This is a genomic window from Streptomyces sp. NPDC086147 (genome assembly GCF_040702165.1).
Taxonomy (GTDB): Bacteria; Actinomycetota; Actinomycetes; order Streptomycetales; family Streptomycetaceae; genus Streptomyces.
The window spans coordinates 165,992-189,843 of record NZ_JBFBJO010000003.1 but is presented as its reverse complement, the minus strand read 5'-3'; the positions used below and the strand labels follow the sequence as shown (position 1 = coordinate 189,843).

Below are 23,852 nucleotides of genomic sequence, written 5' to 3'. Positions count from 1 at the left end.
GGATCGCGTTGGATGGGTGTCATGACGACATCTTTCGAAGCTTTGCTGCCCGGGACCGAGCGGGCCCTGCTGCACCGGGTCGCGGTGGCCCAGGCCGAGGGGCGGGCCCCCTCCCTCGTGGGAGCGGTGGTCCGTGACGGGGCGCTGGTGTGGAGCGGTGCGCGCAGCTGCGTGGACGGTCATGTGCCGGACGCCGACACGCAGTTCAGGATCGGCTCGATCACCAAGGTGTTCACCGCCGTCCTGGTGATGCGGCTGCGGGACGAGGGGGTCCTCCGGCTGGACGATCCGCTGGAACTGCACCTCAAGGGGACGGGCGTCGGCGAGGTGACGATCGCTCAACTCCTCGGCCACAGCGGGGGACTCGCGGCCGAGACCCCTGGCGCATGGTGGGAGCGCTCGTCCGCCGCGCTGCGGCCGGAGCTCTCCGACGTCCTGGGGGAGCGGCCCTTCCTCCGGACGCCGGGGCGGCGCCATCACTACTCCAACCCCGGTTACACGCTGCTCGGTTGTCTGGTCGAGGAGCTCCGTGGGCGGCCCTGGGAGGAGGCGCTGCGGCGCGAGATCCTGGAGCCGCTGGGGATGGACCGCACGACGGCCTATCCGGTGGCTCCGCACGCCGGCGGCTGGGCGGTGCACCCCTGGGCCGATGTGATGCTGCCCGAACCGTCCGAGGACCTCGGCCTGATGGCACCGGCGGGCCAGCTCTGGTCCACGGCGGCCGACCTCGCCCGGTTCGCCGCGTTCCTCGCGGAGGGGGACGAGCAGGTGCTCGACGCCGCTTCCGTGGCGGAGATGCGCGCTCCGGCCTCCCCGGGCGGCGAGGGCGAGTGGGAGGGCGGCTACGGGCTCGGGCTCCAGCTCCTCCGCAGGGACGGCCGGACCCTGATCGGTCACACCGGCTCCCTGCCGGGCTTCGTCGCCTGTCTGTGGGTGAGCGTGGAGGACGGCCTCGCCGGGATCGCCCTCTCCAACGCCACTTCGGGGCCGCTGGTGGGCGCCGTGGCCGCCGATCTCGTACGGATCGTGGCGGAGGCGGAGCCGAGGCTCCCGGAGCCGTGGCGCCCCCTTCCCGAGGCGGAGGTCGATGAGGAGCCGCTGTCCCTGACCGGCCCCTGGTACTGGGGCACGTACGTCTATGGGCTGAGGCTCGGTCCCGGGCGCGGTGTGGTGCTCGAACCCCTGCGGGGCGCCGGGCGGCAGGCCAGGTTCCGGGCGCTGCCCGACGGGGGCTGGGTCGGGCTAAACGGTTACTACGAGGGGGAGACGCTCCGGGTGGTGCGGCGCCCCGACGGGAGCGTGAGCCACCTCGACCTCGGCTCCTTCGTCTTCACCCGCGAGCCGTATGAGCCGGGGGACGCGGTGCCGGGAGGCGTGGACGAGGCGGGGTGGCGCGGCCTCTGAGCCACGGTGGATCGCTGTTTCACGTGAAACGCCCGGTTTCACGTGAAACGGCGCTCCAGGGCGGGAGGGTCAGAGCGTCTTCTTGAAGCCCACGTGGGAGTCCTCGAAGCCGAGCCGCTTGTAGAAGCGATGGGCATCGGTGCGGGTGGCGTCGGAGGTCAGCTGGACGAGGCTGCAACCCTGCCGGCCGGACTCCTCGACGGCCCACTCGATGAGCTGCGTCCCGAGGCCGCTGCCGCGCTCGTCGGCGTGGATGCGGACGGCTTCGATGATCGAACGGACGGTCCCACGGCGGGAGAGGCCCGGGATGATCGTCAGCTGGAGGGTGCCGACGACCTTGCCCTCGCGGACGGCCACGACGAGGTGCTGGTTCGGGTCGTTCGCCAGCCGCTCGAAGGCGGCGAGGTACGGGGCCAGGTCGTCGGGGGATTCGCGCTGGGCGCCCAGGGGGTCGTCGGCGAGCATCGCGACGACGGCCGGGAGGTCCTCTGCGGTGGTCGGGCGTATCTCAAGATCACTCATGGGACGCAGGGTACGCCGGGCCGCCTCCGCGCCGGGGCCGGCCCGAGGCCGGTCCGAAGTCGGGCCGGGGCTCAGGCGGGGACGCCCACGCCCTCCACGACCTGGACCAGAGGAGCCAGCTCGGGGTTCTTGGCCGCCTCGTCGAGAGCTTCGCGCAGGGCGCTGTCGTTGGTGGGGCGGGCCTCTTCGAGGAGTTTCAGGCCCTCCTCGGTCACGTCGGTGTAGATGCCGCGCCGGTCGGTGGCGCAGAGGTACCGGGTGAGCAGGCCGCGGTCCTCCAGGCGGGTGACGAGGCGGGTGGTGGCGCTCTGGCTGAGCACGACCGCGTCGGCGACCTGCTTCATCTGGAGGTGGCCGCCGGGGCCGCTGTGCTGGCGGCTGAGGACGTCGAGCAGCGAGTACTCCCGCACGCTCAGGCCGTGACGGGACTCCAGGGCGCGTTCGAGGTGGGACTCGATCCTGCCGTGCAGCAGAGAGAGGGCGCACCAGCGCTGGGAGAGCGCGGTGAGTGCGGGGTCCGTCGCGGTCATGTTCTCTCCTCGGTCTCTCCTCGGCGCCGGGGTGGCTCAGAACCAGGGTAAAGGATGAGGCGCAATAATGAGCGTCTGCAAGTAAATCTGTTCCCGGGCAGCCGGGCAGCCGGGCAGCCGGGCAGCCGGGCAGCAGGCGCCCGGCTGCCCGGAGCCTGTTTCCCGGAGTCGGTTGCCCGGAGCTGAGCAAGGCCGAGCCGCCCGGCTCCGGGCCGCCGCGCCGGAACGCTCCGGACTATCCGGCCGCGACCGTCAGGGGGGCGAAGCGGCGGCGCCAGTCGCCGGGGAGGTCCGGTACGGAGCGGACCATCACCGCGTTCGTGGCGATCGGGTCGAGGCCGTTCTCCTTCGCCCAGCTCAGCAGCGACGTATGGCGCACGTCGATGTCGGTGCGCAGGGGGCGGTCGGTGGCGGTGGCCAGGGAGGCGATCAACGCCTTGGCCGTGGCCGGGTCCCGGGCGATCAGCGGCCCGACGACATGGGTGTCCATGTTGGGCCAGGCCGCCGCGAAGCCCGTGATCCCGCCGTCCTCCTCCGCGACCCGGAGGTGGTCCGCGAAGGCGGGGAGCCGGGCGATCAGAGGGGTGCGGTCGAGACCGAAGACCTCCCTGTCCAGGCGGAGGATCGCCTGGAGGTCCTCCGCCGTCGCCGGGCGGACCGGGACGGCCGGGGCGGGCGCGGTGAAGGTGAAGCGTCCGCGCACCATCTCCGCACGGCTCGCCTGAGTGAAGCCCAACTGTTCGTAGAGGGGCTGTCCGTTCGCCGTGGCGTGCAGGGTGGTCGGGGTGTCCCCCAGCTCCTCCAGGACGTGCCGCATGAGCCGGCGCCCCACCCCTTGGCGTGCGTACCGCTCGGCGACGAGCACCATGCCGATCGCGGCGAGCTCCGGACCGTACGAGGTGACCACGCAGCAGGCGAGCAGCCCCTCGCCCTCGGGGTGGTCGATTCCGTGCCCGTTGCCGGCGGTGAGCAGGAAACCCCACTTGTGTTCTTCGCGGGGCCACTGCCGGTTCTCGGAGAGATCGGCGCAGGCGAGGAGGTCCTTGTGGGTGAGGCGCCGGACGGGGAGCTGTGCGAGGGGGGCGGGAGGAATCGGCATGTCTTTCAGGCTGTCCGACGCGTTGATCTTCCGTCCACCGCTTTACCGGATCCGGACGGTGCCGGAGCCGGGTTTTCATCCCATCCCGTGGCACGCAGGCGATGTTTCACGTGAAACCCGGTTCTGACCGGAGGAAGAAGCGTGGCCCAAAACAGCGGAGCTTAGCCAGAAACCCGGCTCTATGGACCGGAACGCCACTTTCCGTCCCCGAAGGCGGTCGGACCCCTCATGCTGCGTTTACGGAAGCCCGGCCGGACAAGGCGAGGCACATGATGGATGCTCCGACCCCCACGACGGACGTGAAGGACGCGGACGAGCACGAACCCTCGGCGGTGCACGGGCAGGAACCCCCGACACCCCGAGGACCCTCCGCCGACGCGGTTCTCGTCCGCCGCACCCTGGAGGAGATCGCACCGGTGGCCGACCGGGTGACCTCGTACTTCTACGCCCTGCTCTTCGTGCGGAACCCCGAGCTGCGCGACATGTTCCCCGTCGCCATGGACACCCAGCGGGACCGGCTCCTCAAAGCCCTCCTGACGGCGGCCGAGCACATGGACGACGCTCCGGTCCTCACCGCGTACCTGGAGAACCTCGGCAGGGGGCACCGCAAGTACGGCACCCGCTCCCTCCACTACCCGGCCGTCGGTGAGGCCCTCGTCGGAGCCCTCGCCCGGTACGCGACGAGGACCTGGAACGACCGGACCCAGGCGGCCTGGGTGCGCACGTACACGACGATCTCCCAGATCATGATCGACGCGGCGGCGGAGGACGAGCGGTCCGCCCCCGCCTGGTGGCACGCCGAGGTGGTCTCCCACGACCTGCGCACCCCGGACGTCGCCGTCGTCACGCTCCGGCCCGACCGGCCCTACTCCTTCCTCGCCGGGCAGTACACGACGCTGGAGACCCCGTGGTGGCCGCGGATCTGGCGCCACTACTCCTTCGCGTCGGCGCCGCGGCCGGACGGGCTCCTCTCCCTCCACGTCAAGGCCGTCCCGGCCGGCTGGGTGTCCAATGCGCTGGTCCACCGGGCGCGCCCCGGGGACGTACTGAGGCTCGGACCGCCGGGCGGCTCCATGACGGTCGACCACTCCACGGACACCGGGCTGCTCTGCCTGGGCGGTGGCACGGGGATAGCACCGATCAAGGCCCTGGTCGAGGACGTCGCCGAGCACGGGGACCGGCGGCCGGTCGATGTCTTCTACGGGGCGCGCAGCGGTCACGACCTCTACGACATCGACACGATGCTGCGGCTCCAGAAGACCTTCCCGTGGCTCTCCGTCCACCCGGTCACCGAGGCGCAGGGGCGCCTCCCGGACGCCGTCTGCCGCTACGGGCCCTGGGGGGAACGCGATGCCTATCTCTCGGGCCCGCTGGGCATGGTCCGGCGCGGGGTGGACGCGCTGCGGGGCGTGGGAGTCCCCTCGGAGCGCATCCGCCACGACTTCTTGGCCGAGCTGACCCCCGCGGCTTCCGGCTGACTCGGCTCCTGCCGACCCGACCCGATCCGACCTCGGTCAGCCCCTCGCCGACCCGGATCGGACCAGGTCGGGTCAGCCCAGGTCCGGTGCGTGCATCGCGCGGACGCCCTCGATGTTGCCGTCGAGGTAGTGGCGAAGGGAGAGCGGAACGAGGTGCACGGCCGCGATGCCGACCCGGGTGAAGGGCACCCGGACGATCTCGTACTCGCCGACGGGCTCCTCGATCTCGGGTCCGTGCCGCAGGGAGGTGTCCATGGAGCCGAGCCGGCACACGAAGAAGTGCTGGACCTTCACCCCGGAGATCCCGCCGTCGACGATGTGCTCGACGGTGTCGACGAAACAGGGCACCACGTCGGTGATCTTGGCGCCCAGCTCTTCGAGCACCTCGCGGTGCAGGGCTTCGACGACGGTGGAGTCGGTGGGCTCCACGCCCCCGCCGGGCGTGAGCCAGTAGGGATCCATCCCCGGCTTGGTCCGCTTGATGAGGATGAGGTCGTCCCCGTCGAGCAGGATGGCGCGTGCGGTGCGCTTGATCACGGGCCGTTCGGTCATGTGAAGAAAATGGCCCGTGAGGAGGGGGCTGAAACGCGACGGTCCCCTGCGGCTCACCAGTCCCCGGCGGCGTTCAGCAGCGCCTCGTGCGCCCTGGCGAGGTGCGCGAGCGCGAGCGTTCCCGTCCGCACGACCAGGAAGTAGGTCCGCAGCGGGGGCACCGGGGGATCGAGGAGCGCCACGAGCCGGCCCTGCTCCAGGGCCTCCTCGCACAGGTAGCGCGGCAGGACGGCGAGCCCCGACCCGGAGGCGGCGGAGTCCCGTACGGCCCGCAGGTCGGGGGCGATCACGGTGGCGGCGGCGGCCGGCCTGGTCTCGAAGACGCTCGCCCAGTAGCGGGAGACGAACGGCAGCGACTCGTGCACCTCGACCACCGGAAGCTGCTCCAGGATCACGGCGCCCCTGCTCAGGAGTGTCTCGGGGGAGAGCCGGGCGGCCCAGCGCGGGGCCGCGACCAGGACGTGCTCCTCGTCGCAGAGCGGGGTGGAGACGAGCAGGCCGCCGCGCGGGCGCGCGGTGGTGATGGCGAGGTCGTGGTGGCCGGCGGCGAGACCGTCGAGGATCTCCTCCGTGGTGACGGGGAAGGAGGTCCGTACGGCGAGGCCCTGGCCGACCAGCGGGGTGAGGGCGGGCAGCGCGCGGAGTGCGGTGAACTCCGGCGGTCCGGCGACGTGAAGGGTCCGGACGCCGCTCTCCTCGTCGAGTCCGGTCTCGGTGATCTCGACGAGGGCGTCCAGGTGCGGGGCGGCGCGGTGGGCCAGTTCGTCGCCGATGGTGGTCGGGGTGACGCCGCGCGCCCGTCTGAGGAAGAGGGGCCGCCCCAGCTGGCGTTCGAGCGTCCGGATCTGGCTGGTGACCGCGGGCTGGGAGAGGCCCAGGAGGGCCGCGGCCCGGGTGAAGGAGCCGGCCCGGTGCACCGTGACGAACGTCCGTAGTAGGGCAAGATCCATGTCCGCCCCCTCCCGGCCGTGGGGCCGTTCGACTCAGGCGGTCGGCTGACAGCGCCTCAGGACCGTCCAACTATAAATAAGTCGATAGGTCTCTGTCGCTACCGTGATTGGACACTGACGCACAGTCAATTAGCCTTGTGCAGGCGGTTTCCGCACATGGAACCGAGGGCGTTCCGAGCCACGAGGGGGGAGGCTCGGAGCGCCCTGTTCCACACGGGAAGACCTGTACCCGCTGTTCAGCCGGTGGAACCGGTCTCGTCGAGGGCGCGCAGCACATCGGCGATCAGGTCCTCGGGATCCTCGGCGCCGACGGAGAAGCGGATGAAGCCCTCCGCGACCGCGTCCCCGCCCCAGCGCCCGCGCCGCTCCGCCGTGGAGCGCACTCCGCCGAAGCTGGTGGCGTCGTCCACGAGCCGCAGCGCCTCCAGGAACCGGTCGGCCCGCTTCCGGTCCGCCAGTTCGAAGGAGACCACCGGTCCGAAGCGCCGCATCTGCCGGGCGGCCACCGCGTGCGAGGGGTCGCCGGGCAGCCCCGGGTAGCGCAGCCCGGTGACGTCGGCCCGTCCGGCGAGCGTCCGTGCCAGTTCCAGGGCGGTCGAGCACTGGCGGTCGATCCGCAGCTGGAGCGTGGCGAGCGAGCGGTGGGCGAGCCAGGCCTCCATGGGCCCGGGAATGGCTCCGACGATCTTGCGCCAGCGCCGCACCTCGGCGGCCCGCTCGGGATCGCGGCAGCTCACGTGGCCGAGCAGCACGTCGCCGTGGCCGGTCATGCCCTTGGTGTCGCTGGCGACGGAGAAGTCCGCGCCCAGCTCCAGGGGCCGCTGGCCGAGCGGGGTGGCGAGGGTGTTGTCGACGGCGACGAGCGCGCCCGCGGCGTGCGCCTCGCGCACCAGGCGGCGGATGTCGCAGACGTCGAGCCCGGGGTTGGACGGGGTCTCGATCCACAGCAGCCGCGCCCCTTCGAGGACGGCGAGCTGTCCGTCGCCCCCGGTCGGCGCGGTGCGGACCTCGATGCCGTACGCCCGCAGCTGCTCGTGGAGCAGGGGCAGCGCCTGATAGCCGTCGGTCGGGAGCACCACCGCGTCGCCGGACTTCAGCTGGGAGAGGAGGACGGCGGAGATGGCGGCCATGCCGGAGGCGAAGACCAGCGTCTCGACGCCTTCCTCCCCCGGTGCCTCCAGCTCGCCGATCGCCCGCTCCAGATGGGTCCAGGTGGGGTTCTCGTCGCGGCCGTAGGTGTATGGGCCGGTCGGCTCGCCCGGCAGGTGGAAGTGTGCGGCGAACACCGGGCCCGGGAGGGTCGGCTCGTACTTCACCGGCTCGGGCAGTCCGGCCCGCACCGCGCGGGTCCCGTCGCCCAGCGCGGCGGTCCCCCGGTCGGTGCCGGAGGCGTGTTCCTGGTGCGTCACGGTGCTCACTCAGTCCTGTTCGGGGAGCACGACGTTCAGTGCCCAGGAGACGACGGAGATGATCAGGGCGCCCAGGACCGCGGTCCAGAAGCCCTCCACGTGGAAGCTGAGGTCGAGCTTGTCGGCCAGCCAGGAGGTGAGGAGCAGCATCAGGGCGTTCACCACGAGGGTGAACAGGCCGAGCGTCAGGACGAAGAGGGGAAGCGTGAACAGCTGGACGACCGGCTTCACCAGGAAGTTCACCAGGCCGAAGACCAGTGCGACGAGAATGAGGGTCAGGACCTTCCTGCCGGTGCTCTCACCGGTCAGGGTGATGTCCTGGAGGAGCCAGACGGCGACTCCCAGGGCGCCCGCGTTCGCGAGCGTCTTGACTAGGAAATTCATCATGTGTCTGATCGTGGCAGACGTGATCGGGCCGAAGGCAGGGGCGACGGGCGATGAAGGCATTCCGGCTGGACGAACTGGAGGCGGAGCGTGCCGCGAACAAGGGCGCGTACCTCCAGTTCCTGCGGGAGCGGAACATGTCGGTCGGCCTGTACGCGCTGGACGCCGGGGAGCTCGACCCGCAGCAGCCGCACCGCCAGGACGAGGTGTACTTCGTGGTGAGCGGCCGGGCGGCGATCACGGTCGGGACGGAGACGACCCAGGTGGCGCGCGGCAGCGTGGTCTACGTGCCGGCCGGGGTGGAGCACAAGTTCCACCACATCAGCGAGGACCTGCGGGTCATGGTGGTCTTCTCGCCCCCGGAGGGCTGAGCCCCCGGAGGACTGAGCAGGTCCCGGGTCGGGGTTCGCCCCGGGCCCCGGGTCGGGGTTCGAGGGTCCGGCACACCCCTGGCCCCTAGGGGGCGGATCAGGGGAGAGCGGGGGCCCCGCGGCCCCCGACGGCCCTTTCCGACACCTAGCCTGGGGAGTGTTCGGCGCGGAGTGCGCGGGACGGATCTTCGGAAGCGAGGTAGGACGATGGCCGCACGGGAGATGCTCGCGGGAATGCCCTGGTGGGTGAAGTGGGTCGCCATACCCGCCCTCGCCCTGCTCGTCTTCGGCGGACTGATCACCAGCGTCCTGACCTTCGTGATCGGTCTCCTCTTCAAGGTGCTGCTCTTCGTGGCCCTCGTCGCCGGACTGATCTACGTCGTACGGAGGTTCAGCTCCTCCGGCCGGTCGCGCGAGGACTGGTAGCGGAGGCCCGGCGACACGGAACCGCACCGGCAGCCGGGGTCCGACCACCGAGGGCCGACCGGCGGGGGAACCGGCCGCCGACGCCTGACCGCCGAGGGCCGGCCACGGGGGACCGGCCGCCCGGCTCCGATAGCACAAGCTACTCATCGGTATGGCGGCAAGGGAGAGTGTTAGCCCGGGCGAGGGAACGGGCCGGACTGGACGGGTGGGGGTCCAAGGGCTGCCACTACAGTGGAATCTCTCCGCCGCGATGGGGACTACAGGCGTAGACCTCCTTACTGACCAGCGGTTTCCCAGGCCCGGCGGGCGCGGGGGCGGCCCCCGCGGGCGGGTGCGACGCATCCGTCGTCACGCCTGGGGGTGACCTTTGGCCACGGCTACGCAGACCACCGCTCCTACCCTGATCGGCTCGGTGCAGCGCGCGCTGAGACTCCTGGAGGCCGTCGCCTCCCATCCGGACGGCGCCCCGGCGAAACAGCTCGCCCGCGAGACCGGCCTCCAGCTGCCCACCACGTACCACCTGCTCCGCACCCTGACGCACGAGGGCTATCTGCTCCGCGAGAAGGGCGTGTTCGTCCTGGGGGACGCCGCCATCGGTCTGGCCGCCGGCGGAGCTGTGCAGAATCGTCGCATCAAGATCGAGAACTCTCTCGCCCGCTGGCGGGACGAGATCGGCGCCCCGATCTACTTCGCCGTCTACCGGGAGGGAGAGGTCGAGCTCGTCGCCGTCGCCGACACCCCCTCCGCCCCCGCAGTGGAGGAATGGGCCGATTTCCGCGAGACGGCGCACGCCCACGCGATCGGGCAGTGCATTTTGAGCCAACTTGATCCGAAAAGTCGTCAAGACCACCTTGACCGCCACCCGGTGGAATCCATCACCCCGTACACGGTGAGTAACCGGAGCATGCTTTTGGATCGTTTGGGCGGTTTGGGGAGAATGGAGCCCCTGGTGGAGCGTCAGGAATATGCGCTCGGCACGGTCTGTGCCGCAATCCCCCTCACGGTGGGGTCCGCGGCGGCCGCAATGGCCATTTCCCTCCCCCTCCACCAGCAAGAACGGTTGCTCCCAGCGATCGAGCAACTACGCAGCGAGATGGGAAGGCTCTTCAGGTCGCTCGCGTTCTCTATCAGTATCTGAAAAATCACTCCTTGTGATCTGCTAGTGCTTACAGCACGATTACGTCAAGAGGGCCACGGGGGATCATTCCTGGCCGTTTCGGTCACAGCTTTCAGCAGCTGTGTTTACACAACTGCTTCATCTACTGCGGGGTACATGATGCGAGAGTCGGTTCAGGCCGAGGTCCTGATGAGCTTCCTCGTCTCCGAGGAGCTCTCCTTCAAGATCCCGGTCGAACTGCGGTACGAGGCCCGGGACCCCTACGCGGTGCGGATGACGTTCCACCTCCCCGGGGACGCACCCGTGACCTGGGCCTTCGGCCGTGAACTGCTGCTCGACGGGATCAACCGGCCGAGCGGGGACGGCGATGTGCACATCGCCCCGACCGAGCCCGAGCGGCTCTCGGACGTCTCCATCCGGCTCCAGGTCGGCGGTGACCGCGCCCTGTTCCGGGCCAGCGCGCCACCGCTCGTCGCCTTCCTCGACCGTACGGACAAGCTGGTTCCGCTCGGTCAGGAACGGACGCTCGGCGACTTCGAGGACAACCTGGAGGCGGCGCTGGGCCGGATCCTGGCCGAGGAGAACGCCGGCCCGGCCTGAGGAACGAACGCACCGTCACCGAGCCGTCCTGATCCGGACCTTCTGCGTAGCCGACCCCCCGAGCCGGCACGCCGACGGACCGTACGAACGGACCGCGTGCACGGATCGCATGAACGGGCCGCATGTACGGACCGAGTGCAGGGCCGCATGCGCAGGCCGCGTGCACGCACCGTACGAACGGACCGTGCGCGTCACTTGGCGCGGCGGCGGCGTCCGCCCCGCGCGGACGAGGGCTTCCGGCCGCCGGTCCCCGGGCGGTCGACGCCCTCCGCGCGGTCGGCGGAGACCACCAGCGCAGCGAGCGCCGTGGTGACCGGCACGGACGCCACCAGACCGATCGAGCCGACCAGCGTCCGGACGATCTCCTCGGCCACCAGCTCGCTGTTGGCCACCGTCCCCATGCTGCTCTGCGCGATGGAGAAGAGCAGCAGCAGCGGCAGGGCGGCGCCCGCGTAGGCGAGCACCAGCGTGTTCACGACCGAGGCGATGTGGTCGCGGCCGATCCGGATCCCCGCCCGGTACAGGCCGCGCGGCCCCATGCTCGGATCGGCCTGGTGCAGTTCCCAGACGGCCGAGGTCTGGGTGACGGTCACGTCGTCGAGCACACCGAGGGAACCGATGATCACACTGGCCAACAGCAGACCGGACATGTCGATGTCCGGGTAGAGGCCCTTGATCAGGCCGGTGTTGTCGTCGGTGTTGCCGCTGAGCGACGCCCAGCCGATGAAGAGCGAGCCGAGCAGCCCGATGAGCAGCAGCGAGATCAGCGTGCCGAGCACCGCGACCGAGGTGCGGGCCGAGAGGCCGTGGCACATGTAGAGCGCGATCAGCATGATCGCGCTCGACCCGACCACCGCCACCACCAGCGGGTTCGACCCCTGCAGGATCGCGGGCAGGATGAAGAACATCAGCACCAGGAAACTCACGGCGAGCGCGACCAGGGCCATGAGCCCCCGCATCCGCCCGACCGCCACGACCGCGAGGGCGAAGATGCCGGCGAGCACCGCCAACGGCACCTTCCGGTTTACGTCCGTCACCGAGTACTGGAGGTCGTACGGGGCGTCGGGGGCGTACGCCACCACCACGCCCTGCCCCTCCTCCAGCTGGCGCGGTGCGCCCGGCTGCACGATCTCGGTGAACTCGCGTCCCTTGTTCGCTCCTGTCGTGACCTCGATCTTCGCCCTCTTGCAGTCCCCCTGCTGGGCCTCGACCGCCTCGCGCCCCTCCGGTGTCGAGGTGTCCCCGGTCGGTGGGACCTGACCGGCGTTCACGACCTTGCAGTCGACCTGCTCGACGGAGACGACCTTGCCCTGTTCGGTCTGGCGGTCGAAACCGACGCCGGTGCGCTCGTGCGGCGGGGCGCCGCCGGGCCACAGGACCGCGAGCCCGACCAGGACGGCGGTGGCGAAGGGGACCAGGACGGCGGCGATGACCTTGCGCAGGTGCCGGGAGACGGGGGCGGCGGGCCCGTGACTGTGGCTGTGCCCGTGTCCGGCTCCATGACCGGGGCCGTGCCCGGATCCGTGCCCTGCTCCGCCGCCGGATCCATGGCCGTGGGACGGGTCCGGGCCGTGGGAGTGGTCGTGGGGCTCGGGGGTCTGCTGGGGGGAAGTCACCGACCGATCATCGCAAGAACGGCGGGGGCCCACTGTTCAGCACGCCCGGGATGGCGCTAGCGTGGTGACACCTTTGCACACGCGGGAGCTCGGAGCACCGGGCTGAGAGGGCGCTGATCACCGTACGCGCGTACCGATGTACGTACGGGAGGAGGCTGCGCCGACCGCCGAACCTGTTACCGGGTAATGCCGGCGTAGGGAGATCGGTCTCATGACCATTCAGGACGCACGCACGCCTGCCTCCGACCAGAACGACCAGTCCGCCGGGCGCACGCCGGGCTGGCACAAGGGATACGTCCAGGGCTCGCGCCCCGACCTGCGGGTGCCGGTCCGTCAGGTGCACCTCACCAACGGCAGGGACGTCACGCTGTACGACACCTCCGGCCCGTACACCGATCCCACCGTCGACACCGACGTGCGGCGGGGCCTGCCGCCGCTGCGCGAGAACTGGATCATCGCGCGCGGCGACACTGAGGAGTACGCGGGCCGCCCGGCCCGCCCCGAGGACGACGGCATCAAGCACACCTCGCCGCGCGGCGGCGGCCTCAAGAACCTCGACGCGGTCTTCCCCGGCCGCCCCCGCCTGCCGCGCCGGGGCCGCTCCGGCCAGGCGGTGACGCAGCTCGCGTACGCCCGCCGTGGCGAGATCACGCCGGAGATGGAGTACGTCGCGATCCGCGAGAACGTCTCCCCCGAGGTCGTGCGGGAGGAGATCGCGGCGGGCCGGGCCGTGCTCCCGGCGAACGTCAACCACCCGGAGATCGAGCCGATGATCATCGGCAAGCGGTTCCTGGTGAAGGTCAACGCCAACATCGGCAACTCCGCCGTCACCTCCTCCATCGAGGAGGAGGTGGAGAAGATGACCTGGGCGACCAAGTGGGGCGCCGACACGGTCATGGACCTGTCCACCGGCCGCAACATCCACACCACCCGCGAGTGGGTGCTGCGCAACTCCCCCGTGCCGATCGGCACCGTGCCGCTCTACCAGGCCCTGGAGAAGGTCGACGGCAGGGCCGAGGAGCTGAGCTGGGAGATCTACAAGGACACGGTGATCGAGCAGGCCGAGCAGGGCGTGGACTACATGACCGTGCACGCCGGCGTGCTCCTGCCGTACGTGCCGCTCACCGCGCGCCGCAAGACCGGCATCGTCTCGCGCGGCGGCTCGATCATGGCCGCCTGGTGCCTCGCGCACCACCGGGAGAACTTCCTCTACACGCACTTCGAGGAGCTCTGCGAGATCCTGGCGGCGTACGACGTCACGTACTCGCTCGGCGACGGCCTGCGCCCCGGCTCGATCGCCGACGCCAACGACGCCGCCCAGTTCGCGGAGTTGAGGACGCTCGGCGAGCTGAACACGATCGCCAAGCGCCACAACGTGCAGACGATGATCGAGGGCCCGGGACACGTCCCGATGCACAAGATCAAGGAGAACATCGACCTCCAGCAGGAGATCTGCGAGGAGGCGCCGTTCTACACGCTCGGCCCGCTGACCACGGACGTCGCGCCCGCGTACGACCACATCACCTCCGGCATCGGCGCGGCGATGATCGCCTGGTGGGGCACGGCGATGCTCTGCTACGTGACGCCCAAGGAGCACCTGGGCCTGCCCAACCGCGACGACGTGAAGACCGGTGTCATCACGTACAAGATCGCGGCCCACGCGGCGGACCTCGCCAAGGGGCACCCGGGCGCGCAGGAGTGGGACGACGCGCTCTCGGACGCGCGCTTCGAGTTCCGCTGGGAGGACCAGTTCAACCTGGCCCTCGACCCGGACACCGCGCGCGAGTTCCACGACGAGACGCTGCCGGCGGAGCCCGCGAAGACCGCGCACTTCTGCTCGATGTGCGGTCCGAAGTTCTGCTCGATGAAGATCTCCCAGGACATCCGCCGCGAACACGGCGGCACGGAGCAGGAGATCGAGGCCGGCATGGCGGAGAAGTCGAAGGAGTTCGCGGCGGCGGGCAACCGCGTGTACCTGCCGCTCGCGGAGACGGGCGGCGGCTCGGCCGGCTGATCAGGCCGTCTCAGCGGAGGGGGGCCCGCCAGGTCACCAGGCCCGGTCGGCCCGCCTCCGCGAAGCCCACCGCGAACGGCTTGTCGCCGTCGTCCGTCACCAGGTGGACGCTGCACTCCGTCACGCTGTCGCCCGGCGGGACCATCCGGGCGACCCAGTCGGACGGGCAGCCGGGGATCTTCCTGCCGAACCTGTCGAGGGGGAAGGGGGTCTTCCCTCGTATCTGCCGACCGCCCTCGGTGAGCAGGCTGACGTGGCCCGCCTGGTCGGGGTAGAGGTTTTTCGGCCCGGGGTTGGTGTAGGTGACCGACACGTAGTACGGGACGCCGCGCCGCTCGTTCTCGTTGAGGAGGAGGTCCAGGACCGCGAGGTCGGACGCGTTCCCCCGGCGTACGGAGACCAGCGTGGCGGGCAGTTCGAGGATGCCGTCCTCGCGTGCGTCCCACCGGACGCGGACGACGTCGCCCGGCTCCGCCAGGTCGGCGGACGCCGCCTTGAGGCCGCCCTCGACGGGCCAGATGGCGACCGCCCCGCCTTCGTCGAGGTAGCCGTCGGCCTTGTGCGCCAGCGACAGCACGCCGACGCCCTCGGGCAGTACATAGGTCACGCAGGTGTCGTACGAGTCGCCGGGCGCCAGCGTCTTCGGCGCGGTGTCCGCGCAGGGCAGGTCGGCCCCGTCCGATCTGCCGCCGCTGACGTAGACCTTCTCCCCGTGCGTCCAGTCGGTGCCGTTCAGGGCGAGGTCGCTGCTCACCAGGTAGGCGTCGGGGAGCTCCTTCCGGCCGGTGTTGGTGACCCGGAAGGTGAGGTAGTGGGGGACCATGCCCTTCAGCTCCTCGTCCACACGGGCGCCCCGCATGTCCTCCTCCGAGCCCCGGACCAGGCTCTTGACCGTGATCCTGGCCTCGTACGACCGGTGGACGACGTCCCGCGCGCCGGTCCACACGGGCAGGTCCGTCCAGGAGGCGGGTCTCTTCGCGGTCCGCTCCGAGGCGGACCTCTCCGCGGTCGGCTCCACGGTCCCGCCCGCGACCTGCTGCCCCGCGCACCCGGCGAGGAGGGGTATCGACGCCGCGCCCATGGCGGCCTTCCCGATGTAGCTGGACAGGCGCATGGATTCCCTTGGCCGCACGATGATCCGGTTCCACCGGAGGACCGACGCATCGTAGGACGTCACGGCGGGTGCGGAGGCGGCGGGTGGGGCCTCTCGTCAGGGTTCGGAGGGGTTCGTGGCGGCGAGGGCGTTGCGCAGGAAGGGGAGGATGCCGCGTTCGAGGAGGGCGTGGCGCCAGGCCTCGCGGGCGCGCGAGAGTTCGTCGTCCGGAGCGGCGGGCGGGCCGCCCGTGCTCACCTCGACCGGGCTGTTGCGCAGGGCCGTCACGAGGATTCCGACGGCCGCGCAGAGCAGCCCGGCGGCGGCGAGGGAACCGAAGACCAGACCGGCCGTGAGCAGGGTCGCGCCGAACGCCACGGTGGGGGCCAGGGCGTGCAGCACCGCTCCGACCAGCAGGAAGATCACGGCGGCGGCACCCGCGAGGACGGGGACCATGACGGTGAAGATCGCGACGACGCCCGCGCCGGGGCCGGGACGGTCGTACGCGGCCGGGGGACGGGCCCCGACGGCCGCGCGGTTCTGCTCGCGGACCTTCACGAAGTGGTCGTACTCGCTCGCGGCCGCCGAGGTGACGAGCGCCGTCGCGTTCAGCGTCATCGCGCGTAGCTGCGCGACCGTGAGCCGGGTGCCGACCCCGGCGAGTTCCGGACGTGCGTGGGCGGTGCTCAGTGCGTCGTCGAGGACCCGCTCGTACTCGGCGCGGTCCTCGGTCAGCAGGTGCGGAGCCACGTTCATGTGCATCCCCCGATGCTCCGTAGGCCCGTGACGGCCGCGAAAAGGCGGCCGGGCGGGCGGAAACGGAGGAGAGCCTGCTACGGATGCACCCGATGGTATTGCGGCGACGCAGCGGGCTGACAGGGTGTTTCCGGAAATCGCCCTCCCCGGATGCGCAGGGTGATAGGCCGGGCGTCCGGTCAGCCGTTCAGGGGGAGTTGGACCACCAGCAGCTTTCCGGCCATGGTCACTCCACCGTCCATGGCGATCGCGAGCCCGTCGGCGTACACGTGCGGTCCGTGGACGACCGGGCCGCCGCCGTCCTCGCCGTCCTCGGTGCCGACCTGGCCGAGGAGGTACGGGATCGGGCTGTGGCCGTGCACGATCCGGCTGCCGCCGTAGGTGGAGAGCAGTTCCTGGACGGCCTGCGGCCCCCCGTCGTCGCGGAACGCGAAGCGCTTGGTGAACTTCCGGAACACGTCCCAGACCTCGTCCGCGTCGTTCCGGTTGAGGATCTCGTGGACCGTGTCGTTGACGTCCTCGATGGTCTCGCCGTATTCGAGGTACGCGGTGGTGTCCGAGTGCACGAGGAGGTGGTCGTCCTCCCGCACCACGGCGTCGAGCCGGGACATCCACTGGAGGTGGACGTCCTGGAGCCGGTCCATGTCCTGCTTCTGGCCGCCGTTGAGCAGCCAGGCGGCCTGGAAGGTGGCGGTGCCCGCGCCGGAGTTGACCGGGGTGTCGCCGAAGCGCTTGGCGCCGATGAGCAGCAGTTCGTGGTTGCCCATCAGGGCCTTGCAGTAGCCGCCGGCGGCGGCGGCCTCGGCGGAGAGCCGCATGACCAGGTCGATCACGCCGATGCCGTCGGGGCCGCGGTCGGTGAAGTCGCCGAGGAACCAGAGGCGGGCGTTGCCCGCGGCCCAGCCGCCGTTCTCGTCGATGAGCCCCTGGGCGCGGAGGGCCGCGAGGAGTTCGTCGAGGTAGCCGTGGACGTCCCCGACGACGTAGAGGGGGCCGGGTCCGTCGCCGGCCGGGACCTCGCCGGCGGGGGCGGGCACGGGGGAGACCTTCACCTGGACGGTGTCGCCGCGGTTGATGACGGGCAGGTCGCGCTCGGTCGGCGTGTACCCCTCGGGCAGCTCGTCCTCGGGGAACGCGTTCCCGGGGTGACCGGAGGCGGCGGGGGCCGCGGGGGCCGCGGCGGCGGGGTACGGGGGCACGGTGGTGCGGTGACCGAGGTGGAGGGTCGGGTCGGCGGGCATGGGCGCGGGTGCGGGTGCCTGCGGCGGGAGCGGGAGCGGGGGCGCGGGCGGCTGCGGCGCGGCTTCGGCGGCCGGGGGGTGCGTCGGCATCGGCGCCGGAACCTGCGCTGCCTCGGCCGGGGAGGGCGCGACCGAGGGCAGCGGCCCGGCGGCGGCCGGACGCGGGTCCGGAGCCGGGGCCAGCTGTTCGACCGGGGCGGAGTGCGACTCCGGGTGTTCGGCCGGGACGAAGCGCGGTGCCGGGTGTTCGACCGGGGCGGAGCGCGGCTCCGGGGCGGAGCGCGGCTCCGGGGGGGAGTACGGCTCCGGGTGGGCGCCCGGGGCGGAGTGGTGCGCCGGGGCCGGCTGGTGCGCCGGGTGTTCGGCGTGCCCGTGCTCCGTCGGCGCGGACGCCGGCAGCGGCTCTGGGCCCGACGGCTCGACCGCATGGCTCTGTACGGGCACGCGTGCGTACGGCGGTACGCGGAAGTCACGCAATGTCGCCGTGCGTACCACGGGCTCCTGACCGGCCCCCTGAGTCATCGACCCCTCCACCACCGTCGCGATGCCCTGCACATCGCGGACCGGCCTGGTCGGGGTGGTCCGCGGTGTCGTCCGCCCATCATAGGAATGAGCGTCCTCCTGTGTGACGCACCAGGGGTGGTGAATCCGGGTCCACTCCGGGTTCACCGGTCGTTTCGCCCGAATTAGGAAGGTCCGGTCCAGGGTTGGGGCAGGTGCGGTGATCGGTTTGGCCGCTCCCGCCCACGGGCAGGGACGGGAACGGCGTGTTCGAAGACGTCCCTCTCGGGGTCGGTCCTTCGGGTCAGTCCTTCGCGGGCGAGCGCGGCGGACTGACCGTCGTGCGGGGCGGACGGCGCTGTGAGGAGGTGCGGACGATGAGTTCGGTCGGTATCACCTGCTCGACCGGCCCGTCGGTCTCGACCCCCTCGATGGCGTCGATGAGGAGCTGGACGACGGCCGTGCCGATCCGGCGCGGTTTGAGCGAGAGCGTCGTGATGGGCGGTTCGGTGGTGGCGTAGCCGGCCGACTCGCTGCAGCAGACCAGCAGGAGGTCGTCCGGGACGCGCAGGCCGTAGCGGCGCGCGGCCGCGAGGAGGTCGGTTCCGTTGGGGTCGAAGAGGCCGTACACGGCGTCGGGCCGGTCCGGGCGGGCGAGCAGCCGGTCGGCCGCGACGGCGCCCGCGCACGGGTCGTGCGCCGGATAGGCCTCGTAGACGGGATCCTGTCCCACCCGCGCGCACCAGTTGAGGTAGGCGGTGGTGGACAGGCGGGTGTACGTGTCCGTGCTGGTGCCGGTGAGGAGGCCGATGCGGCGGGCGCCGGCGTCGGCGAGGTGGTCGAGCAGGTCGAGTACGGCGGCTTCGTGGTCGTTGTCGACCCAGGCGGTGACCGGGAGGGTGCCGGCGGGGCGCCCGTCGGAGACGACGGGGAGGCCCTGGCGGACCAGTTCGGTGACGACGGGGTCGTGGTCGGAGGGGTCGATGACGACGGTGCCGTCGAGGGCGACGTTCGACCAGACGTCGTGACGGGAGGTGGCGGGGAGGATGACCAGGGCGTAGCCCCGGGCGAGCGCGGCCGACGTGGCCGCCCTGGCCATCTCCGCGAAGTACGCGAATTCGGTGAAGGTGAAAGGTTCATCCCCGTACGTGGTCACGGTCAGGCCGATGAGGCCCGACTTGCCGGTACGGAGCGTTCGGGCCGCCGCGGACGGGCGGTAGCCCAGTCGGTCGGCGACCTCGCGGACGTGGCGGCGGGTGGCGTCGGGGAGCCGGCCCTTCCCGTTGAGCGCGTCGGAGACAGTCGTGATGGAGACCCCGGCGGCGGCGGCCACGTCCCTGATGCCCGCCCGGCCCTGCCGGCTTCCCCGGGTCTGTGCCCGGCTCACCTGGTGCTTCCCTGCTGCTGTCATGGCGAGCCGATAGTAGGGCGATGAGGGGCGGTCGGGACGATCGCATATGCAGATGTTGACAGGCACGTTTCTGCATGATCAAGATCTATTAAATGGCTTTGAATCAAAGGGAGTTGTCTGATTAGACCTGCGGCTTGTGGTTGTTGGGTGGTGTAGGCCTGGCGAGGGGGTGAAGTCTCGTAGAGGTCTCAACTCACCTCTACGGGGGACGCGCGCCACGGCGCCCGCCACCGGCGCGCGCCACCCGGGCGCGCGCCCCCGCTCTCCGTAAGCCGTGTCCCTCCTGTTGTCCACAGCCCATTCGCAGCGGAGGCGAATCCTCTTAAGGTGAGCAGTATTGGCGGTACGGACGGTCGAGGAGGCCACACTGTGAGCGAGACCAGCGGGACGAGCACCGGCAGCCCCAAGCTGCGCGCCGAGCTGGACGGCGTCCCCACCTACAAGCCGGGCAAGCCGGCCGCCGCGGGCGGGCCCGTGGCCTTCAAGCTGTCCTCCAATGAGAACCCCTACCCGCCGCTGCCGGGGGTCCTGGAGAGTGCGCTGGCCGCCGCCCACAACTTCAACCGGTACCCGGACATGGCCTGCACCGGTCTGATGGAGGAGCTGGCCGAGCGCTTCGGCGTGCCGGTCTCGCACCTGGCCACGGGCACCGGCTCGGTCGGGGTCGCGCAGTCGCTGCTCCAGGCGACCTCGGGCCCGGGCGACGAGGTGATCTACGCCTGGCGCTCCTTCGAGGCGTACCCGATCATCACGCAGATCAGCGGGGCCACCTCGGTGCAGGTGCCGCTGACCGACGGCGAGGTGCACGACCTCGACGCGATGGCGGCGGCGATCACCGACCGGACCCGGCTGATCTTCGTCTGCAACCCCAACAACCCCACGGGCACCGCGGTGCGCCGGGCGGAGCTGGAGCGCTTCCTCGACCGGGTGCCCTCCGACGTCCTGGTCGTGCTCGACGAGGCGTACAAGGAGTTCGTGCGGGACCCCGAGATCCCGGACGGCATCGAGCTGTACCGCGACCGGCCCAACGTCGCCGTGCTGCGCACCTTCTCCAAGGCGTACGGCCTGGCCGGGCTGCGGGTCGGCTTCGCGGTCGCCCACGAGCCGGTGGCGGCGGCGCTGCGCAAGACCGCGGTGCCGTTCGGCGTGAGCCAGCTGGCGCAGGACGCGGCGGTGGCCTCGCTGCGGGCCGAGGACGAGCTGCTCGGCCGGGTGGGCTCGCTGGTGGCCGAGCGCGAGCGGGTCCGCGCCGCCCTGGTGGAGCAGGGCTGGACCGTTCCGGACACACAGGCGAACTTCGTCTGGCTGCGGCTCGGCGAGCGGACGGCGGACTTCGCGGCGGCCTGTGAGCGGCACGGCGTCGTGGTGCGCCCGTTCGCCGGCGAGGGCGTGCGCGTCACGATCGGCGAGGGCGAGGCGAACGACCTGTTCATCCAGGCGGCGGAGGGCTTCCGCAAGGAGCTCTGAGCAGAGCCGGGCCGGGCCGACTGGAGCCGAGCCGAGCAGGGCGGAGTCAGGTAGAGCCGGGTAGGGCCGAACCGGACCGGGCCAAGACGGGCAGAGCCGAGGCCGGTAGAGCCGGGCCGGGCAGAGCCGAGCCGGGCCGAGAGGCGTTTCGACGGCCCCCGTGAGCAACCGCTCACGGGGGCCGTTCGCGTGTGAGGAAAGAGACTCCCTGTAAAGGGCCCCCGGAGACAAGTACGGATTTCGTATGAGCCATAATGCTTGTGAATGTGAACGCGTTCACAAGCGCGCCCCGGTTGGTCCCTCTATGAGGTGATTCGCCAGGGCGGACTGCCGATGTGACCACGGCGATGTAAGGAGAAAGCGACGTGGACCTCGCTCTTGCGCCAGAGACCCTGGCGCGCTGGCAGTTCGGTATCACCACCGTCTACCACTTCCTCTTCGTCCCGCTGACGATCTCCCTCGCGGCGCTCACCGCCGGCCTCCAGACCGCCTGGGTGAGGACGGAGAACGAGAAGTACCTCAGGGCGACGAAGTTCTGGGGCAAGCTCTTCCTGATCAACATCGCCATGGGCGTCGTCACCGGCATCGTGCAGGAGTTCCAGTTCGGCATGAACTGGTCCGACTACTCGCGCTTCGTCGGCGACATCTTCGGTGCCCCGCTCGCGTTCGAGGCGCTCATCGCCTTCTTCTTCGAGTCGACCTTCATCGGCCTGTGGATCTTCGGCTGGGACAAGCTGCCGAAGAAGATCCACCTCGCCTGCATGTGGATGGTGTCCATCGGCACCGTCCTCTCCGCGTACTTCATCCTGGCGGCCAACTCCTGGATGCAGCACCCGGTGGGCTACCGCATCAACGAGGAGCGCGGCCGGGCGGAACTCACCGACTTCTGGCTCGTGCTCACCCAGAACACGGCCGTCACCCAGTTCTTCCACACCATCACGGCGGCCTTCCTGGTCGGCGGAGCGTTCATGGTCGGCATCTCCGCCTTCCATCTGGCCCGCAAGAAGCACATCCCCGTGATGCGGACCTCGCTCCGGCTCGGCCTGATCACCCTGATCATCGCCGGACTCGGCACCGCCATCAGCGGCGACCTGCTCGGCAAGGTCATGTTCAAGCAGCAGCCGATGAAGATGGCCGCCGCCGAGGCGCTCTGGGACGGCGAGGCGCCCGCCCCCTTCTCGATCTTCGCCTACGGCGACGTCGACAAGGGCCACAACAAGGTCGCCGTCGAGATCCCCGGCCTGCTGTCCTTCCTCGCGAACGACGACTTCAGCTCGTACGTCCCCGGCATCAACGACGTCAACAAGGCCGAGCAGGAGAAGTACGGCCCCGGCGACTACCGGCCCAACATCCCCGTGGCCTACTGGGGCTTCCGCTGGATGATCGGCTTCGGCATGGCCTCCCTGACCCTGGGGATGATCGGCCTCTGGCTGACCCGGAAGAAGTTCATGCTGGCACCGGGGCTGCGGACGGGCGAGGACGAGGTGCCGAACCTGGTCCTCTTCAAGAGCAAGGCCCTCAGTCCCCGTATCGGCAGGTGGTACTGGATCGTCGCGCTCTGGACGATGCTCTTCCCGCTGATCGCCAACTCCTGGGGCTGGATCTTCACCGAGATGGGCCGTCAGCCGTGGGTCGTCTACGGCGTGCTGCGCACCCGGGACGCGGTCTCCCCCGGCGTCTCCCAGGCCGAGGTCCTCACCTCGATGATCGGCTTCACCCTGCTCTACGCCGTCCTCGCGGTCATCGAGGTCAAGCTCCTCGTCAAGTACGTCAAGGCGGGGCCGCCCGAGCTGACCGACGACGACCTCAACCCGCCCACCAAGATCGGCGGGGACACCCGTGACCCCGACCGGCCCATGGCCTTCTCGTACTGAGGCTCAGGAGACCGAGGCATGGAACTTCACGACGTCTGGTTCGTACTCATCGCCGTCCTCTGGACCGGCTACTTCTTCCTGGAGGGCTTCGACTTCGGGATCGGCATCCTGACCAAGCTGCTGGCGCGCGACCGGCCCGAGAAGCGGGTCCTCATCAACACCATCGGTCCCGTCTGGGACGGCAACGAGGTGTGGCTGCTCACCGCCGGCGGCGCCACCTTCGCCGCGTTCCCCGAGTGGTACGCGACGCTGTTCTCCGGTTTCTACCTGCCGCTGCTGCTCATCCTGGTCTGTCTGATCATCCGGGGCGTGGCCTTCGAGTACCGGGCGAAGCGGCCCGAGGAGAACTGGCAGCGCAACTGGGAGCAGGCCATCTTCTGGACCTCGCTGCTCCCCGCGTTCCTCTGGGGCGTGGCCTTCGGCAACATCGTCCGGGGCGTGAAGATCGACGCGGACATGGAGTACGTGGGCACCTTCTTCGACCTGCTCAACCCGTACGCGCTCCTCGGCGGACTGGTCACGCTCACCCTCTTCACCTTCCACGGCGCGGTCTTCGCCGCGCTGAAGACGGTCGGGGACATCCGGGTACGGGCCCGGGCGCTCGCGCTCAAGCTGGGTCTGGTCACGGCGGTGGTCGCGCTCGTCTTCCTGCTCTGGACCCAGGTCCACACGGGCGGCGCCGCCAGCTTCGTGGCGATGGTGGTCGCCGTGGTGGCGCTCGTCGGCGCGATCGTCGCCATAAGGGCGGGGCGCGAGGGCTGGTCGTTCGCGCTCTCGGGCATCACGATCGCCGCCTCGGTGGCGATGCTCTTCCTGGCGCTCTTCCCGGACGTCATGCCCTCTTCGCTCGACCCCGAGTGGAGCCTTACCGTGACGAACGCTTCGTCGAGCCCGTACACGCTCAAGATCATGACGTGGTGCGCCGCGATCGCGACCCCGCTGGTGCTGCTCTACCAGAGCTGGACCTACTGGGTGTTCCGCAAGCGGATCGGTACGCAGCACATCGCCGACGCCGCCCACTAGGGCCGGCCGGCGCT

The 23,852-nt window shown here is 70.7% G+C and carries 22 protein-coding genes and 1 riboswitch; of the genes, 10 read left to right on the top strand and 12 right to left on the bottom strand.

Going from position 1 to position 23,852, the window contains the following annotated elements; all coding sequences use genetic code 11:
- The first annotated feature begins 21 nt into the window (after positions 1-21).
- Complete coding sequence (locus AB0398_RS08940) at positions 22-1,404, top strand: serine hydrolase domain-containing protein (protein WP_366373187.1); 1,383 nt, start codon at positions 22-24, stop codon at positions 1,402-1,404.
- Positions 1,405-1,473: 69 nt separating this feature from the next.
- Here AB0398_RS08940 and AB0398_RS08935 read toward each other — a convergent pair whose 3' ends face one another.
- The 3 genes from AB0398_RS08935 to AB0398_RS08925 all read right to left on the bottom strand — a co-directional run bounded on the left by AB0398_RS08935 (position 1,474) and on the right by AB0398_RS08925 (position 3,555).
- On the bottom strand, positions 1,474-1,926 hold the full coding sequence (locus AB0398_RS08935) for a GNAT family N-acetyltransferase (protein WP_366373186.1): 453 nt from the start codon (positions 1,924-1,926) through the stop codon (positions 1,474-1,476).
- A gap of 71 nt (positions 1,927-1,997) precedes the next feature.
- Positions 1,998-2,456: a MarR family transcriptional regulator gene (locus tag AB0398_RS08930; RefSeq protein ID WP_366373185.1), complete on the bottom strand. Its 459-nt coding sequence runs from the start codon at positions 2,454-2,456 to the stop codon at positions 1,998-2,000.
- Positions 2,457-2,691: 235 nt separating this feature from the next.
- Positions 2,692-3,555, bottom strand: a complete 864-nt coding sequence (locus AB0398_RS08925; RefSeq protein ID WP_366373183.1) for a GNAT family N-acetyltransferase — start codon at positions 3,553-3,555, stop codon at positions 2,692-2,694.
- A gap of 101 nt (positions 3,556-3,656) precedes the next feature.
- On the opposite strand from AB0398_RS08925, the gene AB0398_RS08920 reads away from it, so the two are divergent.
- Positions 3,657-5,033: a globin domain-containing protein gene (locus tag AB0398_RS08920; RefSeq protein WP_366373182.1), complete on the top strand. Its 1,377-nt coding sequence runs from the start codon at positions 3,657-3,659 to the stop codon at positions 5,031-5,033.
- A 72-nt stretch (positions 5,034-5,105) separates the two neighbouring features.
- Here AB0398_RS08920 and AB0398_RS08915 read toward each other — a convergent pair whose 3' ends face one another.
- The 4 genes from AB0398_RS08915 to AB0398_RS08900 all read right to left on the bottom strand — a co-directional run bounded on the left by AB0398_RS08915 (position 5,106) and on the right by AB0398_RS08900 (position 8,331).
- A complete protein-coding gene (locus AB0398_RS08915; RefSeq protein ID WP_030206841.1) occupies positions 5,106-5,585 on the bottom strand; it encodes an NUDIX hydrolase in 480 nt (159 codons plus the stop codon).
- Between the two features lie 53 nt (positions 5,586-5,638).
- Positions 5,639-6,535, bottom strand: coding sequence for a LysR family transcriptional regulator (locus AB0398_RS08910; protein WP_366373181.1), 897 nt, complete (start codon positions 6,533-6,535; stop codon positions 5,639-5,641).
- 236 nt (positions 6,536-6,771) lie between these two features.
- Positions 6,772-7,953: a cystathionine gamma-lyase gene (locus tag AB0398_RS08905; RefSeq protein WP_366373180.1), complete on the bottom strand. Its 1,182-nt coding sequence runs from the start codon at positions 7,951-7,953 to the stop codon at positions 6,772-6,774.
- Positions 7,954-8,331: a phage holin family protein gene (locus AB0398_RS08900; protein ID WP_366373179.1), complete on the bottom strand. Its 378-nt coding sequence runs from the start codon at positions 8,329-8,331 to the stop codon at positions 7,954-7,956. It lies immediately after the preceding gene.
- Positions 8,332-8,381: 50 nt separating this feature from the next.
- Between AB0398_RS08900 and AB0398_RS08895 the strand changes: the two genes are divergently transcribed.
- From AB0398_RS08895 to AB0398_RS08880, 4 genes are all read left to right on the top strand, one after another.
- Positions 8,382-8,699, top strand: a complete 318-nt coding sequence (locus AB0398_RS08895) for a cupin domain-containing protein (RefSeq protein ID WP_030206848.1) — start codon at positions 8,382-8,384, stop codon at positions 8,697-8,699.
- Between the two features lie 207 nt (positions 8,700-8,906).
- Positions 8,907-9,125, top strand: coding sequence for a DUF5326 family protein (locus AB0398_RS08890; protein ID WP_366373178.1), 219 nt, complete (start codon positions 8,907-8,909; stop codon positions 9,123-9,125).
- 367 nt (positions 9,126-9,492) lie between these two features.
- Complete coding sequence (locus AB0398_RS08885; protein ID WP_366373177.1) at positions 9,493-10,263, top strand: helix-turn-helix domain-containing protein; 771 nt, start codon at positions 9,493-9,495, stop codon at positions 10,261-10,263.
- A 138-nt stretch (positions 10,264-10,401) separates the two neighbouring features.
- Positions 10,402-10,842, top strand: coding sequence for an SsgA family sporulation/cell division regulator (locus AB0398_RS08880; RefSeq protein WP_053640100.1), 441 nt, complete (start codon positions 10,402-10,404; stop codon positions 10,840-10,842).
- A 191-nt stretch (positions 10,843-11,033) separates the two neighbouring features.
- On the opposite strand, the gene AB0398_RS08875 is transcribed toward AB0398_RS08880, so the two are convergent.
- The gene (locus tag AB0398_RS08875; protein WP_366373176.1) at positions 11,034-12,458 is read right to left on the bottom strand and encodes a YibE/F family protein; all 1,425 of its coding nucleotides are present in this window, start codon (positions 12,456-12,458) and stop codon (positions 11,034-11,036) included.
- 71 nt (positions 12,459-12,529) lie between these two features.
- A riboswitch (TPP riboswitch) is annotated at positions 12,530-12,676 on the top strand.
- On the opposite strand from AB0398_RS08875, the gene thiC reads away from it, so the two are divergent.
- On the top strand, positions 12,670-14,472 hold the full coding sequence (gene thiC, locus AB0398_RS08870) for a phosphomethylpyrimidine synthase ThiC (RefSeq protein ID WP_366373175.1): 1,803 nt from the start codon (positions 12,670-12,672) through the stop codon (positions 14,470-14,472). It overlaps the preceding riboswitch by 7 nt.
- Before the next feature lie 10 nt (positions 14,473-14,482).
- Here thiC and AB0398_RS08865 read toward each other — a convergent pair whose 3' ends face one another.
- The 4 genes from AB0398_RS08865 to AB0398_RS08850 form a co-directional block, all read right to left on the bottom strand.
- The gene (locus AB0398_RS08865; RefSeq protein ID WP_366373174.1) at positions 14,483-15,586 is read right to left on the bottom strand and encodes a hypothetical protein; all 1,104 of its coding nucleotides are present in this window, start codon (positions 15,584-15,586) and stop codon (positions 14,483-14,485) included.
- A gap of 96 nt (positions 15,587-15,682) precedes the next feature.
- Complete coding sequence (locus tag AB0398_RS08860) at positions 15,683-16,327, bottom strand: hypothetical protein (RefSeq protein WP_366373173.1); 645 nt, start codon at positions 16,325-16,327, stop codon at positions 15,683-15,685.
- Positions 16,328-16,500: 173 nt separating this feature from the next.
- A complete protein-coding gene (locus tag AB0398_RS08855) occupies positions 16,501-17,562 on the bottom strand; it encodes a metallophosphoesterase (protein WP_366373702.1) in 1,062 nt (353 codons plus the stop codon).
- Between the two features lie 805 nt (positions 17,563-18,367).
- Positions 18,368-19,474: a LacI family DNA-binding transcriptional regulator gene (locus tag AB0398_RS08850; protein WP_366373172.1), complete on the bottom strand. Its 1,107-nt coding sequence runs from the start codon at positions 19,472-19,474 to the stop codon at positions 18,368-18,370.
- 369 nt (positions 19,475-19,843) lie between these two features.
- On the opposite strand from AB0398_RS08850, the gene hisC reads away from it, so the two are divergent.
- The 3 genes from hisC (at position 19,844) to cydB (ending at position 23,838) form a co-directional block, all read left to right on the top strand.
- Entirely contained in the window at positions 19,844-20,941 is a 1,098-nt protein-coding gene (hisC, locus tag AB0398_RS08845; protein WP_366373171.1) for a histidinol-phosphate transaminase, read from the top strand.
- A gap of 365 nt (positions 20,942-21,306) precedes the next feature.
- A complete protein-coding gene (locus tag AB0398_RS08840; RefSeq protein ID WP_366373170.1) occupies positions 21,307-22,815 on the top strand; it encodes a cytochrome ubiquinol oxidase subunit I in 1,509 nt (502 codons plus the stop codon).
- Positions 22,816-22,833: 18 nt separating this feature from the next.
- Positions 22,834-23,838 carry a cytochrome d ubiquinol oxidase subunit II gene (cydB, locus tag AB0398_RS08835; protein ID WP_366373169.1) on the top strand — a complete coding sequence of 335 codons (1,005 nt, stop codon included), beginning with the start codon at positions 22,834-22,836 and terminating at the stop codon, positions 23,836-23,838.
- Positions 23,839-23,852 lie beyond the last annotated feature (14 nt).

What these genes read in the sequence shown, in the direction of transcription:
- AB0398_RS08900 (WP_366373179.1), bottom strand. Translation starts at nt 8,331, where the DNA reads ATGATGAATTTCCTAGTCAAGACGCTCGCGAACGCGGGCGCCCTGGGA.
- AB0398_RS08930 (WP_366373185.1), bottom strand. Translation starts at nt 2,456, where the DNA reads ATGACCGCGACGGACCCCGCACTCACCGCGCTCTCCCAGCGCTGGTGC.
- AB0398_RS08910 (WP_366373181.1), bottom strand. Translation starts at nt 6,535, where the DNA reads ATGGATCTTGCCCTACTACGGACGTTCGTCACGGTGCACCGGGCCGGC.
- AB0398_RS08915 (WP_030206841.1), bottom strand. Translation starts at nt 5,585, where the DNA reads ATGACCGAACGGCCCGTGATCAAGCGCACCGCACGCGCCATCCTGCTC.
- AB0398_RS08895 (WP_030206848.1), top strand. Translation starts at nt 8,382, where the DNA reads ATGAAGGCATTCCGGCTGGACGAACTGGAGGCGGAGCGTGCCGCGAAC.
- thiC (WP_366373175.1), top strand. Translation starts at nt 12,670, where the DNA reads ATGACCATTCAGGACGCACGCACGCCTGCCTCCGACCAGAACGACCAG.
- AB0398_RS08925 (WP_366373183.1), bottom strand. Translation starts at nt 3,555, where the DNA reads ATGCCGATTCCTCCCGCCCCCCTCGCACAGCTCCCCGTCCGGCGCCTC.
- AB0398_RS08935 (WP_366373186.1), bottom strand. Translation starts at nt 1,926, where the DNA reads ATGAGTGATCTTGAGATACGCCCGACCACCGCAGAGGACCTCCCGGCC.
- AB0398_RS08855 (WP_366373702.1), bottom strand. Translation starts at nt 17,562, where the DNA reads ATGCCCGCCGACCCGACCCTCCACCTCGGTCACCGCACCACCGTGCCC.
- AB0398_RS08890 (WP_366373178.1), top strand. Translation starts at nt 8,907, where the DNA reads ATGGCCGCACGGGAGATGCTCGCGGGAATGCCCTGGTGGGTGAAGTGG.
- AB0398_RS08880 (WP_053640100.1), top strand. Translation starts at nt 10,402, where the DNA reads ATGCGAGAGTCGGTTCAGGCCGAGGTCCTGATGAGCTTCCTCGTCTCC.
- AB0398_RS08860 (WP_366373173.1), bottom strand. Translation starts at nt 16,327, where the DNA reads ATGCACATGAACGTGGCTCCGCACCTGCTGACCGAGGACCGCGCCGAG.
- AB0398_RS08940 (WP_366373187.1), top strand. Translation starts at nt 22, where the DNA reads ATGACGACATCTTTCGAAGCTTTGCTGCCCGGGACCGAGCGGGCCCTG.
- AB0398_RS08920 (WP_366373182.1), top strand. Translation starts at nt 3,657, where the DNA reads ATGTTTCACGTGAAACCCGGTTCTGACCGGAGGAAGAAGCGTGGCCCA.
- AB0398_RS08850 (WP_366373172.1), bottom strand. Translation starts at nt 19,474, where the DNA reads ATGACAGCAGCAGGGAAGCACCAGGTGAGCCGGGCACAGACCCGGGGA.
- cydB (WP_366373169.1), top strand. Translation starts at nt 22,834, where the DNA reads ATGGAACTTCACGACGTCTGGTTCGTACTCATCGCCGTCCTCTGGACC.
- AB0398_RS08865 (WP_366373174.1), bottom strand. Translation starts at nt 15,586, where the DNA reads ATGCGCCTGTCCAGCTACATCGGGAAGGCCGCCATGGGCGCGGCGTCG.